This is a genomic window from Nocardia jiangxiensis NBRC 101359 (assembly GCF_000308615.1).
GTDB lineage: Bacteria > Actinomycetota > Actinomycetes > Mycobacteriales > Mycobacteriaceae > Nocardia > Nocardia jiangxiensis.
Genome location: NZ_BAGB01000037.1, coordinates 29,636 through 43,307, shown reverse-complemented (window position 1 = coordinate 43,307; position 13,672 = coordinate 29,636). Strand labels below are relative to the sequence as shown.

The following is a 13,672-nucleotide window of genomic DNA, read 5'->3' as shown; positions in this document are numbered from 1 at the left end:
CATGACCCAGCGGGACACCGATTTCGACGTAGTGATCGTCGGCTCCGGATTCGGCGGGAGTGTCACCGCGTTACGGCTGGTCGAAAAGGGTTACCGGGTGGCGGTACTGGAGGCCGGACAACGCTTCACCGACGACGAACTGCCCAAGACCAGCTGGGATCTGCGCAAGTTCATCTGGGCGCCCAAACTCGGCTGTCTGGGCATTCAGCGCATCCACCTGCTTCGCGATGTGCTGATCCTCGGGGGCGCGGGCGTGGGCGGCGGCTCGCTCAACTACGCCAACACCCTCTATGTGCCGCCCGCACCGTTCTTCGCCGATCCGCAGTGGCGCGACATCACCGACTGGCAGGCCGAGCTGACGCCCTATTACGAGCAGGCCCGCAAGATGCTCGGCGTGGTGCAGAACCCGCACATGACCCCCGCCGACGAGGTGTTCAAGCAGGTCGCCGACGAGATGGGTTTCGGTGACACCTTCGTGCAGACGCCCGTGGGCGTCTTCTTCGGCGAGGCCGGAAAGACCGTCCCGGACCCGTATTTCGGCGGTGTGGGCCCCGAGCGCACCGGCTGCCTGGAGTGCGGCGAATGTATGACCGGCTGCCGGCACGGCGCCAAGAACACCCTGGTCAAGAATTACCTGTATCTCGCCGAACAGGCCGGGGCGCAGGTCTTTCCGCTCACCACGGTGAGCGCGGTGCGGCCACTGCCCGACGGCTCCTGGGAGATCGGCACCGAGCGGACCGGGGCGTGGCTCCGTAAATCGCCGACCACGCTGACCGCCTCGCACGTGGTGCTCGCCGCCGGTACCCGCGGCACGCAGCAGCTGTTGTTCGCCATGCGGGACAAGGGAATTCTGCCCGCGCTCTCCCCGAAGCTGGGCCAGCTGACCCGGACCAATTCCGAATCGATCGTCGGCGCGGCCACCCGGGCGGTGGATCCGAATCGCGACTTCACCCGCGGCGTGGCCATCACCTCCTCGATCCATCCGACCGCCGATACGCACGTCGAGCCGGTGCGGTACGGCCGGGGCTCCAATGCGATGGGTCTGTTGCAGACGCTCATGGTCGACGGCGGCGGCCGCATCCCGCGCTGGCTGCGCTTCCTGCTCGAGGTGCTCCAGCATCCGGTGCGGCTGATCTCGATGCTCACCGTCCGGAATTGGAGTGAGCGCACCATCATCTCGCTGGTCATGCAGAATCTGGACAACTCGATCACCACCTACACCAAACGGGGTCTGTTCGGCCGGCGCACGATGAGCTCGAAACAGGGCCACGGACAACCGAATCCGACCTGGATCCCGGTCGGCAACGAGGTGACCCGCAAGGTGGCCGACACCATCGGCGGTATCGCCGGCGGCAGCTGGGGCGAGGTGTTCAATATTCCGCTCACCGCGCACTTCCTGGGCGGTGCGCCGATCGGGTCGGATGCCGAGCACGGCGTGATCGACCCGTACCACCGGGTCTACGGGTACCCGACGCTGAGTGTGGTCGACGGTGCGGCGGTCTCGGCCAACCTCGGGGTGAATCCGTCCCTGACCATCACCGCCCAGGCCGAACGCGCGGCGGCCCTGTGGCCGAACAAGGGTGAAAAGGACACGCGGCCCGAGCAGAGCGAGGGGTATCGGCGCATCTCCCCTGTCGCACCGCACAATCCGGTCGTGCCCGCCTCGGCTCCCGCGGCGTTGGTGCTGCCGATCGTCCAGATCACCGGTCGCGACAGCGCCTGAGGTTCCGAACGAACGCCCGGACCGGTCTACAGGTACCGGATGACTTGCGGGACCGCCTCGACGGGGTGGGTGGCCTGGATCGGGACGCCGATCGAGGCCATCCGCCACGTGCCGCCGTCGCGATAGACCTTCGCGACGACCATGCCGGTGTGCGCACCCCCAGCACGCAGATTGCCGTGCACCAGTTGCATTCCGGTGACGCCGTCGTCCATGCGCCAGAACGCTTCGCGGACTCGTTCGAAGGTGTGGCCCTTGTACGAGGTCACCACGAACACCACCGCGGTGACCTGCTGCGGCAGCCGCGCCAGATCCACGGTGATGGTCTCGTCGTCACCGGCCCCGCTGCCGTCGACGTTGTCGCCCGAGTGCCGGGCCGCGCCGCTGCGGGAGGCCAATTGCAGGAAAGCCGCGGCGTCGACCACCCGGTTACCGGCGAATATCAGGGCCGACGCGTCCAGGTCGACCTCCACTTTGCGCGAACCACGCCCGCGCACCGGATCCCAGCCCAGCGCCATCTTCACCAGCGTCAACTCACCGTTGCGCACGTGGTGCAGGGACACCTCCTGGCCCGGACGCAGTTCCGCGGGACCGCGATAGCCCCCGGCGTCCTGCCCCGGCGCGCTGACGGGCACGCCGTGCCCGGTCACCAGCGCGTCGAATCCGGCGTCGTAGCCGTCTCCGAGCACCCGCACCTGCCAGGCCGCACCGATCCGATCCAGATCCAGCGCGACGACCACGCCCTCCCGGCCCAGGCCGTCGATGACGTACTCGTACAACGGATTTCCGCCCGGACCCTCGATACGCACGATCGGCGGCGCGAAGTCGCCGAAATGGGCCTGCTGATCGCGCAGGTTCAACACCACCCGCACGTGATCGACATCCCTTGGCAGCGAGCGCAATTCGATCGCCACGCCGGGCCACTGGCCGGCTGTCAGGCGCACGCCGGGCCCGGCGCTCTGGTTGAAGAAGATCAGATCGCGCTCACCGCGGACCCTTCCGGCCGAATTCAACAGCAGCGCCGACACATCGATCGCCTCGCTGTGTTGCACGGACACGGTGAGGTCCCCGACTGTCAGATGGTCGATCTGTCCCTTGGTCAGCTGTGCGGCCACCCGACCATGGTACGTCGAGAGCACCGAGCTGTCGGGCAGGACGGACATGCCCGGCCCGGCGACACCGGAGCGCCGGATCGCCCGCGTGACCCGCGCGGTACCGTTGCGGAGCGGGACAGAACCATCGAAGGGGGCCCTGGATGAGGTGTGGCATCGCACCACCGCTCATGTCGGCGCTGGCGGCAGTGGCACTGTTGACCAGCGGTTGCGGCGCGGCCGACGAGTCCGAGCCGGTGGCGGTCGGCACCGTCCCGTCCTCCGCGCTGCACGCGCCTGCCGCGGCCCCGGCCTCGGCGCCCGCGAAGGCGACCGTGAGCACCCCGGCGACCACCGCCGACACCGGGACCAGCACCGCGGCGGGCGTTCCGAGCACCGACCCGTATCCGAACACCGCGCTCATCGACCACACCCAGTGGACCGACGATTCGGACGGACGTCGCCTGCACGTCTACCCGACGGCGGCGGGCCGGGACGACTGGTTCCCGGCCGCGCTGAACCGCGCCTGGGGCGAGGTCCTGAAAGACGCGCCCGACGCCGATACCCCCGGCATGTACGACCAGTTCCAATGCCATTGGCAATGGGCACGGCTGGTCTCACCGAACAAGCCGAGCTGGAATCTCGAGCCGTGGCGGCCCGCGGTCGGCTACGACGCGACGGTGCAGGCGCTGTGCAATCCCGGCGGTCCCGACCCCGCGGGAAAGTGATCCGGCAACAGGATCGCGGCCCGGTGCGCCGGGCCGCCGACCGGGCCTGACGAAAGTCGTTGTCGGCGACAATCTTCGAACAACTCGCCGAATGTGCGTATCGTTGAACGAGTCGGAGCGTACGAGCCGAAGGGAGCGTCGCGTTTGCGGTCAGCTGTATCCGGGTCTGTTCCCGCTCCGCATCCAGCGGTCCGGGCTCCCTCGCCGATCCCGCCCGGGTCCGGGCCGACACCGCCACCGCCGGAACCGATCTCACCGGAGGCGGTGCGCCGACTGTTCCCCGCGGTCACCGCGGCGGCCGAGGTCTATCTGGACAGCGCCTCGACCACGCAGAAGCCCGCACCGGTGATCGCGGCGGTCGAGGGCTACCTGCGCGAACGCACCGCCAACGCCGGTCGCGGCACCTATCCGTGGGCCACCACGCTCACCGGCGCCATCGAACACGTCCGGGCGCAGGTCGCGGCGCATCTGCGCGCCGCACCCGAGGAGATCGTCTTCACTCCCGGGGCCACCGCGGGCCTGAATGCGGTGGCGCTGAGCTGGGGTCTGGCCAATCTCGAGGACGGCGACGAGATCCTCTACAGCCCACGTGATCACGCCTCGAACGTGTATCCCTGGTTGCATCTGCGCGACATGCTGGCCAGGTTCGGCCGCCGCATCCGGCTGATCCCCTACCGGGTCACCGAACTCGGCGAGGCCGACACCGTGGACATCGCGGCCCGGCTGTCCCCCCGCACCCGGCTGATCACCGTGAGCCACCTGCATCACGTGTTCGGCGCGCTGAACACGCTCGAAGAATTGCGCGGCCGACTCGATCCGCGAATCCTGTTGTGCTTCGACTGCAGCCAGAGCGGCGGGCATCTGCCGATCGATGTCACCGAGTTGCGCGCGGATTTCGCGGTCCTGTCCGCGCACAAGATGTTCGGTGCGCCCGGAACCGGCATACTCCACTGCTCGCGGCGCGTGCACGAGCAACTCGTACCGTTCCTTCCCGGTGGGAATTCCGGTGTTGCACCGACTGATTCGAATCTGGAATATGCCAGGATGCCCGAACGACTCGAGGGTGGCACCCACAACATCCCCGGCATCCTGGCCATCGGCGCGGCGCTGAACGTCCTGGACGAGATCGGCGTGGATGTCATCGCCGAGCACAATCGGGTGCTGACCCGGCGGCTCATCGAGGGCCTGCGCCCGCTGCCCGGACTCGAATTCACCCCGGGCCCGGCGTACGCGCCCTGCGAGATCGGTTACGGCACAGTGTCGTTCACGCTCGCCGGGATCGGTTCGACGGACCTGGGATTCGTCCTGGCCGAGGCCGGATTCCTGGTTCGCACCGGCGCGCACTGTGTGCCGCCCGCCGATGGCCGGGCCGATGCGGATTCGGTCCGGGTCAGCACGCACATCTACACCACCGCCGACGATATCGACCGATTCGTCGACACGCTCGCCGCGATCGCCAGGGAGGTCGGACCATGACACTCAGCCCGCCACACCCCCGTTACGATCGGCGTGCGGCCTCGCGCGTTCTGGCCGCACTCGCACGCCCGGGACTGTTCGAACGGCTCGCGCCCGCGACCGTGACGCGGATCGACTACACCCGCGCGGCGATGCGCCCCGAACCCGACAGCCATCTGACGCTGTCCCAGCGGATGTATCTGGAAAGCTTCATGCGGCCGTGCCGTCCCGACCAGGTCACCAGCGCCACCCACCGGATCGCCTGGACCGACAGCGACGGCATCCCCAACACCGGACACGTCCGCACCGGCGGTCTCGGGCCGATCGTGCCGATCGCCACCCGTGAGGCGGTGCTGGTGCTGTGGCGCGCTCTGGAGGCCGATTCCGCACTGGCCGAACGCATCTCGGCGCTGACCGAAGCCGATCGCGACGTCCTCGAGGGCACCACGACCGATCACGATCCGATCGATGTGTTCCGGGTCGGCATCGAGGCCACCGGGCGGGCGCTGGCCCAGCACGCCCTGCTCGCGCACGCCACGCCCTATCGGACGCCGGTCGAATTCGCCTGTGGCCTGCGCGATTCGGGTGTCTTCGGTGCGGTCGCCACGCGCTGGTACTGGGAGTTGCAGGCCTCCACCTATCGGCGCGGGATGATTCCGGTGAGTTTCGCGGCCCAGCCCGACGGCACCGTCCGCTACACCCCCGACACCGTGGCCACCCTGCGCGCGATGAAGGACGCCACCATCGCCGACGCGCACGCGGTGATGCGCCGCGCGACCAGCGTGGAGGGATTGTCGGTGCCCGCGGCGATCGAGAAGTACCACGACGAACTGGATCTCATCGCCCGCCAGTACGCGCTGCTGCCGCCCGGGGCCCGCCCCGCGTGCCTGGCCGCCATGCCGCATCGGCTCGACGGCGAGCACTACAGCGTGCTGCCGATGGTGGTGGATCGTCTCGTGGATCTGTTCGTCGCGATCGTGCCGCAGTTGACCGTCACGCAGATTCCTGACGACGCCGCGCCAGGCGACGGTGAGCTCGACGCGGAGAACCAGGTGTTCCACGTCCCGGATATGAACTGCAAACATTGTGTGCGCACCATCACCGGGGTACTGGAGTCCATGCAGATCCGGGTGCACGACGTCGATCTGATCAGCAAGCGGGTCGTCGCGGAGTTCCGAAGTCCGCGCAATCGCCACCGCGTCTTCGAGGCGTTGCGCGACAGCGGCTACAACCCGACCCATGCCGCGCCCGCCGTGGCACTGGCACAGGAGGCCGCGCTGCCCGAGACCGCCCGATGAACGCACCGGCCCCCGGACTGCCGGCGAAGATCCATCCGCTGGTGCGGGCCTTCCTGAACACTCCCGATGCCGTGCAGGACGCCGTGGCGCGGTTCGGCTCGCCAGCCCATCTGCTGTTCCCGCAGGTGTACGCGGAGAACCTGAGCCGGTTGCGATCGGTGCTGGACACGCACCTGTCGCGGTATCGGATCTGCTACGCGCACAAGGCGAATCGCTCGCGCGCACTGCTGCGCACCGCCGAGCAGGCCGGTATCGGGGTTGATGTCGCCTCGCCGCAGGAGCTGTCCGCGGCGCTGGGCGTAGGATTTTCCGCGGCCCGGATCGAGGCGACCGGTCCGAAGGGTGAGCGGTTCCTGCGCGAGCTTCTCGACGCCGGGGTGAGCGTCAACGTGGACAATCTCTGGGAGTTGGCACGCCTGGCCGAACTCGCCGAGGACAGAGCAAGAGTTCCTGTGCTGCTGCGCATCTCAGGTTTCCGGAACAGTGCGGTGAGCCGGTTCGGCATCGCACTGTCCGGGGCCGAGGAGGCATTGCGGCTGCTCTCGGCGCATCGCACCCGGCTCGACCTGCGGGGTCTTGCCTTCCATATCGATTCCGGAGAACCGGGCGAACGTCTGCGTGCCGCCGAGGCCTGCCTGGAGCTGATCGAACTGGCCTATTCCTACGATCTGACCCCGTCGGTGCTGGATATCGGTGGCGGATTCCGGCAGGTGTTCACCGCGGACGCCGACCGGTTCGACGCCTACGTGCTGGCGCTGCGCGAGGCGCTGGTGGGCCGCGGTGAGCCGATGGCCTGGGGCGGCAACACCTTCGGCTATCAGATAGATGGAACCCGCGCGCACGGCACGCCGGTGTTCCACAAGTACGCCAACACCGTGCCCGCCACCCGCATGCTCGACGAGATGCTCGCCGCGCCGCTGGAGGGACACGGCGGTCGCACTTTCGCGCAGATCGTCACGGAGAACCTGCTCGAGATCTGGCTCGAACCCGGTAAGGCGCTGGTCGATCACGCCGGAATCACCATCGCGCGTGTCGAATTCGTCAAGCGGGCCGCGGACGGCAGCGTGCTGGTCAATCTCGATCTGTCACGCGATTCGGTCACCCCGGCCGATCAGGAGGTCATGGTGGATCCGCTGGTGCTGCCCGGTGCCGATCGCCGCGGGCTGTTCGGAACCGGGTGCGCCGCAGCGGATTCGGGCGATGTCGCAATGGAGCAGGAGCGGGTCGGGGTGTATTTCGCCGGAAGGCTGTGTCTCGAGCGCGATCTGATCACCAATCACAAGGTGTGGCCCGAGATCCTGCCGCAGCCCGGGGATCTGGTGGTATTCCCGAATACCGCCGCGTATCACATGGATCTGTCGGCCGCCTCGGCGGCGATGCACGAACCGCCGCCCAAGCTCGCCGTCGTCCACGACGGGGACGGGTTCCGGATCTGTCGCGATGCCGAATACGAGCCCGCCGCCGAGCGGCCCGAGCACTCCGTGCTGGAACCCTCGAGCATCGCCGCGGACGGGGTCGCCTGATGCGCTACGACCACATCACCGAACTCATCGGCAACACGCCGCTGCTGCGTCTGGATCCCGCCGTGCACGGGCTCGAGAACGTCGACCTCTACGCGAAACTGGAGTCCTGCAACCCGTTCGGTTCGGTCAAGGACCGAGTGGCCTGGGGCATGATCCGCGACGATATCGACGACATCGCCGCCCGGGGACAGACCCTCATCGAGGCGTCCAGCGGCAACACCGCCAAGGCGCTGCGCATTCTGGGCGCGATGCGCGGGGTCGGCCTGCATGCGATCACCAACCGCATCAAGGTCGGTGAGGTGCGCGACCTGTTGCAGTTGTTCGATACGAAGATCGAGGAACTGCCGGGCCTGTCCGAATGCCCGGACCCGACCACCCCCAACGACGTGTACTCGGTCATCGAATCGACGATGGCCAAACATCCCGGCGCATACCATCATCCGTCCCAGTACACGAACGAGAAGAATATCGAGGCGCACTATCACGGCACGGGCCGCGAGATCCACGAGGACCTCGACGGCGCGGGCGTCGATTATCTGATCGGCGGACTAGGCACCACCGGCTCCACCCGGGGCACGGCGAGCTATCTGCGCAAGCACAATCCCGAATTGCGCGCTGTCGCAGTGGTGTCCGAACGCACCGATTTCATCCCCGGTATCCGTTCGGAGACCGAGATGTGGGATGTGGGGCTGTTCCAGCCCGACTTCTACGACAGCATCATGACCGTCACCGCCGCGAGCGCGATCGAGGGCACCCTCGAGCTGGCCACCGGCTACGGCATCCTGGCCGGGCCAACCAGCGGTGCGACCTACGCCGCGGCGATCGAACATCTACGGACGGTGGATCATTCGGCCGCCTCCCCGGGCGCACCGGCGGTCGCGGTCGTGATCGTCTGCGATCGGGTCGAGCCGTACCTGTCGTACATCAAGAAGCGTCGTCCGGATCTGTTCGGCCGCAACGATTCCCGGGCCGTCGCACCCGATGCGCAGGAACTGGCGGCGGTGCCGGCGCTGAGCCCGGACGAGCTCGAACGCCTAGATGCGCGCGCCGACGGCGCGGCCCAGCCCGTCATCGTCGACACCCGGGGCGCGATGGCCTACCGGATCGGGCACGTCCCCGGCTCGCTCAATATCCGCGACGATCAGCTGGAAGATATGTTCTCCCAGGGCATCCCGTTCTCCCGGACCCGGCCGCTGGTGTTCGTGTGCCCGGTCGGCGAGGTGTCCCGGCGATTCGCGGCGCGGGCCCGGCGGGCCGGTTACGACGCGAGCAGCCTGGAGGGCGGCATCGTCGCCTGGCGTGATGCCGGAAAAACCCTCGAGGGCTCGCCGCGCGGGTGAACCCGGCCGCGGATCAGTGCTGCGGGTTCTGCGGCCGGGCGATATGTTCGGTCATCGCGTCGGCGATCGGTGCGACCGGTGGCGGCGCGGGCGGCGGGGCACTGCGCGCATCGTGCGAGATGCGGATCAGCAGCGCGATGATGATGTAGTTCGCCAGCAGCGAGGAACCACCGTAGGACATGAACGGTGTGGTCAGACCGGTCAGCGGAATCAGTTTCGTGACGCCGCCGACCACCACGAACAGCTGCCAGCCCAGCGAGAACGCCAGTCCGCCGCCGAGCAGTTTGCCGAACGAGTCGCGGGTGGTCAGCGCCGCGCTGAACCCGCGCAGCGTGATGATCATGAACAGGATGATCACCGCGGTCAGCCCGAACAAGCCCAGTTCCTCGCCGATCGTGGCGATGATGAAGTCGGTCTTGGCGAACGGCACCTCCTGCGGTCGCCCCGCGCCCAGCCCGGCGCCCCACAGACCGCCGGTGCCCAGACCGAACAAGCCCTGCGCGATCTGGAATCCGTTGGTGTAGTAGGTCGCGAACGGGTCCTCCCACACCTGCACACGCACCCGCACGTGGGCGAACAGGTTGTACGCGATGATCGCGCCGACCGCGAACATCGCGATCCCGATCAGCAGCCAGGACGCGCGCCGAGTCGCGATGTACACCATCGCCAGCACGGTCCCGAATACCAGCAGCGAGAATCCGAGGTTCTTCTCGTAGACCAGCACGAGCACCGCCAGCAGCGTCACCAGCAGCAGCGGGCCCAGATCACGCAACCGCGGCACGGTGAACCACAGCACCTTCTTGCCCGCGGTACTGAACAGATCGCGGTTGGCCACCAGGAATCCGGCGACGAAGATCAGCAGCAGCACCTTGGCGAACTCACCGGGCTGAATCGAGAAGCCGTGGAACAGGATCCAGCTCTTGCCGCCGTTGACCTCGCTGAACTTGGACGGCAGCACCGCGGGCACCAGCAGCGCCACCACACCGGCCAGACCGCAGGTGTACGCGTACCGGGCGGGCTGGCTGTGATTGCGCACGGTCGCGAGCACCGCGGCGAACAGCGCGATACCCACCGCGGTCCAGATGAGCTGATGCGCGGCATCCGAGGAGGGTGCGGGCTCGCCCAGTGACGCCGCGGTCGTCCGCTCGGCCCGGTCGAGCCGATCGATGAGCACCAGTCCCAGTCCGTTGAGCAGCACCACGCACGGCAGGATCACCGGATCCGCCTTGGACGCCAGCACCCGCACGGCCAGATGCGCCAGCAGGGTCAGCACTACGAAGACCGACAGCGACCAGCGCAGCGAATCCGCGCCACCGCCGGTGGCCGCGGACATCGCCAGTGCCGCCACCGCCACGATCACCACGGCCCCGATGCACAGCACCAGTTCCGCGCGACGCGGATTGCGCCGGCCGATCGGCCCGGACACCGTGACGATCGGCCCCGAACCGGTGTTCTCCCGCGACGCACTCACAACTCCACCTCGCAACGCCTCGCCTCCCACATGCGCCCGGCACACCGTACCCATCGATCACCGGCCGATCCACCCGCGCTCGGCCCAGACACCCGCCGAACGCGCTGCCTCCACACCTGAGCGGCGAACCCGCGCACAACTCCACCTCGCCGACGCTCGGCTCCGTGCCACACGACCTGCTCGCTCACGACCCGCACCTCACCGACGCCGGGCGTGGCGGGACGCCGGGCGTACTGTCTTTCCGGTTCGCTCGCAACCTCGCTCACGTCCACCAGTATGCGGGTGCGGTCGGACACGTCGTACAGGAGACACCTCCCGCACACGCCTGTCACCGAGCGGATTGCCCAGGTACGCCACCGGCACACCTGCGGCACGAGTCCGGCCCGTGTCGTCGACACGGACCCGCGTGGCACCTCGCACCGACCATGCGCAGCGCATTCGCCCGCCGGGATCGTCGGGGCCGATCCGTGCCCACGCGAACACCGACCGCGCCGACCGGTTTGCCCGACTGGCAGGATATGAGGGTGCATATCGCATTCGGACTGGTGACGCTGGCCGCGGTCACCGTGGGCCTGGCCGCCCTCGCCCGCCGAGTCGGCATGGCCGAACCGCTGATCCTCACCGTCGCCGGAATCGGCGCGTCCTATCTGCCGTTCGTGCCCGAGATCGACATCGATCCCGAGATGGTGCTGCTCGGCCTGCTCCCGCCGCTGGTCTACACCGCGGCGATCAGCACCTCCCTGGTGGAGTTCAAACCCAAGAAGCTCTCCATCGGACTGCTGTCGGTCGGACTGGTGCTGTTCACCACCTTCGCCGTCGCGGCCGTGGTGCACGCGCTGCTGCACATCCCGTTCGCCGCCGCGGTGGCGATCGGGGCGATCGTGTCCCCGCCGGATTCGGTCGCGGCCACCGCCATCGCGCGCCGGGTGGGCATGCCCCGGCGCATCGTGACCCTGCTCGAAGGCGAGGCGCTGTTCAACGACGCGACCGCACTGGTGGCGCTGCGGACCGCGGTCGCGGCCATGGCCGGTGCGTTCAGTGTGTGGCAGGCCGGGGGCGATTTCCTGTGGTCCGCGGTCGGCGGCGCGGCCATCGGCATCGTCGCGGCCGGAGTGCTGGCGCTGCTGCGCCGCCGCATCATCGATCCGGTCCTGGACACCAGCCTGTCGCTGATCACCCCGTTCGCGGCCTATCTGCCCGCCGAGGCCGCGCACGCGTCCGGGGTGATCGCGGTCGTGGTGTGCGGGCTGATCCTGGGCCAGGGCGCGCCGGTGTGGCAGACCGCGGCCTCGCGCATCGCCGAACGCACCAATTGGCGCACCATCCAGTTCATCCTGGAGAACGCGGTGTTCCTGCTGATGGGCCTGCAGGTCCGGCACATTCTCGAGGACGCCTGGTCCAGCGGCCTGGACCACACCACCCTGTTGCTGACCTGCGCCGCGGTGCTGGTGACCGTGGTGCTGGCCCGGCCGATCTGGGTCTATCCGGCCACCTATTTCGCCTGGTGGGTCGAATCGCGCCCGCGCGGTAAGCCCGCACCGCCGTGGACCAGCCCGACGGTGGTGTCCTGGGCCGGTATGCGCGGTGTGGTGACCCTCGCCGGTGCGTTGCTGTTGCCTTCCAGCACACCGGAATTGGCCACCCTCAAACTGCTCGCGCTGGTGGTCGTGGGCGGCACCCTGCTGCTGCAGGGTGTCTCGCTGCCCCTGCTGGTGCGGGTGCTGCGGCTGCGCGGGCCCAGTCGCGCCGAGGACGCCCTGCAGGAGGCCAATCTGCTGCAGCAGGCCACCACGGCGGGACTGGCCGCGCTGGAGGAGAACATCGTCGCCGAGACGCCTCCGGAAGTCGTTGCCGCACTGCGGGATCGGGTCGAACGCCGGGTGTTCGCGGCCTGGGAGCAGCTGGGTCGCGCGGAATCGGTGCGGATCACCCCCAGCGGGGAGTACCGGCGGCTGCGCCTGGCGATGCTGGCCGCCGAGCGCGAAGCCGTACTGCGCGTACGCGATTCGGGCACGCTCGATCACGAGATCCTGGACCGCGTGATGGGTGTGCTCGATATCGAGGAGTCCACCATCGACCGGGTCGCCGAGGGCGACGATCTGCCGCCGGATCCGCTGCGCGGCCCGACCGTCGGCGCGTGTGAACATCTGCGCGAGGCGCCGCACATCCCGGTGCCGGATCTGCCCGAGGTCTGCGCCGAATGTATCGCCGAGGGGCTGACCTGGGTGCATCTGCGAATGTGCCTGTCCTGCGGGCATGTCGGATGCTGCGACTCCTCGGTGGGCAACCACGCCAGCAGCCACTTCGCCGAGACCGGCCATCCGGTCATGCGCAGCGTGGAGCCGGGCGAGAAGTGGCGCTGGTGCTATATCGACGAGCTGCTCGGCTGAGGATTCCCGTTAGGGTTGTCCTCGTGCATTCAGGTCAGGACTCCCCCGGTCCCGAGCCCCGCATCTGGGGCGGGACCACGCTCACCGAACGTCGCGAGGCCCGCCGGACCGCGTTGTTCGAAGCCGCGCTGGATCTGATCGGCGAATCCGGTGCGGCCGGGGTCACCATGCGCGCGGTCTGTCGCCGCGCGGGACTGACCGACCGCTACTTCTACGAGAGCTTCACCGATCGCGACGATCTGCTCGACGTGCTGTACCGGCAGGTGGCCACCGAATTCCTGGAACCGATGACTGCTTTCGCCGTCGCCGACGATCCCGAGCGGATCCGCGCGCTGGCCGAGGCGCTCATCGACACCGTTCTGCAGGATCCGCGCAAATCGCGGCTGTTCCTGGTGGAGCCGTACTCCTCGACCGGTCTCGGGCAGACCACCATCGCGGTGATGCCCGCCTTCACCCGGTTGATCCAGGATCATCTGTTCACCCATATCGCCGATCCCGCGCAGCGGCGCCTGGCCGCGGTCACCATGGCCTCGGGCAATGCCGGGATGTTCTCGGCCTGGTTGAACGGCAGCTTGCGCGCGACCCGGGAACAACTGGTCGATCACGTCGTGGAGACCATCTGCGCGTATCGGACGATGTACCGTAGCTGAGCATCC

At 68.4% G+C, this 13,672-nt stretch carries 10 protein-coding genes; 8 read left to right on the top strand and 2 right to left on the bottom strand.

What is annotated here, in order from left to right:
• Position 1: 1 nt before the first annotated feature.
• A complete protein-coding gene (locus ON40_RS12215; protein ID WP_040821902.1) occupies positions 2-1,723 on the top strand; it encodes a GMC oxidoreductase in 1,722 nt (573 codons plus the stop codon).
• A gap of 26 nt (positions 1,724-1,749) precedes the next feature.
• Here ON40_RS12215 and ON40_RS12210 read toward each other — a convergent pair whose 3' ends face one another.
• On the bottom strand, positions 1,750-2,835 hold the full coding sequence (locus ON40_RS12210; RefSeq protein ID WP_040821970.1) for a TerD family protein: 1,086 nt from the start codon (positions 2,833-2,835) through the stop codon (positions 1,750-1,752).
• Positions 2,836-2,975: 140 nt separating this feature from the next.
• Here ON40_RS12210 and ON40_RS12205 point away from each other — a divergent pair, with 140 nt between their 5' ends.
• The 5 genes from ON40_RS12205 (at position 2,976) to ON40_RS12185 (ending at position 9,155) form a co-directional block, all read left to right on the top strand.
• On the top strand, positions 2,976-3,539 hold the full coding sequence (locus ON40_RS12205) for a DUF2599 domain-containing protein (protein ID WP_040821900.1): 564 nt from the start codon (positions 2,976-2,978) through the stop codon (positions 3,537-3,539).
• Between the two features lie 264 nt (positions 3,540-3,803).
• Positions 3,804-5,015, top strand: a complete 1,212-nt coding sequence (locus tag ON40_RS12200) for an aminotransferase class V-fold PLP-dependent enzyme (protein WP_245567771.1) — start codon at positions 3,804-3,806, stop codon at positions 5,013-5,015.
• On the top strand, positions 5,012-6,292 hold the full coding sequence (locus ON40_RS12195; RefSeq protein ID WP_040821898.1) for a heavy-metal-associated domain-containing protein: 1,281 nt from the start codon (positions 5,012-5,014) through the stop codon (positions 6,290-6,292). Before ON40_RS12200 ends, ON40_RS12195 begins: the two co-directional genes overlap by 4 nt.
• A complete protein-coding gene (locus ON40_RS12190) occupies positions 6,289-7,815 on the top strand; it encodes an alanine racemase (RefSeq protein WP_051193014.1) in 1,527 nt (508 codons plus the stop codon). Before ON40_RS12195 ends, ON40_RS12190 begins: the two co-directional genes overlap by 4 nt.
• Positions 7,815-9,155, top strand: coding sequence for a pyridoxal-phosphate dependent enzyme (locus ON40_RS12185; RefSeq protein ID WP_040821896.1), 1,341 nt, complete (start codon positions 7,815-7,817; stop codon positions 9,153-9,155). The genes ON40_RS12190 and ON40_RS12185 overlap by 1 nt, the downstream gene beginning before the upstream one ends.
• 13 nt (positions 9,156-9,168) lie before the next feature.
• Here the strand turns inward: ON40_RS12185 and ON40_RS12180 are convergent, their stop codons facing one another.
• Positions 9,169-10,626: an FtsW/RodA/SpoVE family cell cycle protein gene (locus ON40_RS12180; protein ID WP_245567770.1), complete on the bottom strand. Its 1,458-nt coding sequence runs from the start codon at positions 10,624-10,626 to the stop codon at positions 9,169-9,171.
• 518 nt (positions 10,627-11,144) lie between these two features.
• On the opposite strand from ON40_RS12180, the gene ON40_RS12175 reads away from it, so the two are divergent.
• Both ON40_RS12175 and ON40_RS12170 read left to right on the top strand, forming a co-directional pair.
• Entirely contained in the window at positions 11,145-13,016 is a 1,872-nt protein-coding gene (locus ON40_RS12175; protein ID WP_040821961.1) for a Na+/H+ antiporter, read from the top strand.
• A gap of 23 nt (positions 13,017-13,039) precedes the next feature.
• On the top strand, positions 13,040-13,666 hold the full coding sequence (locus tag ON40_RS12170; RefSeq protein WP_051193013.1) for a TetR/AcrR family transcriptional regulator: 627 nt from the start codon (positions 13,040-13,042) through the stop codon (positions 13,664-13,666).
• Positions 13,667-13,672 lie beyond the last annotated feature (6 nt).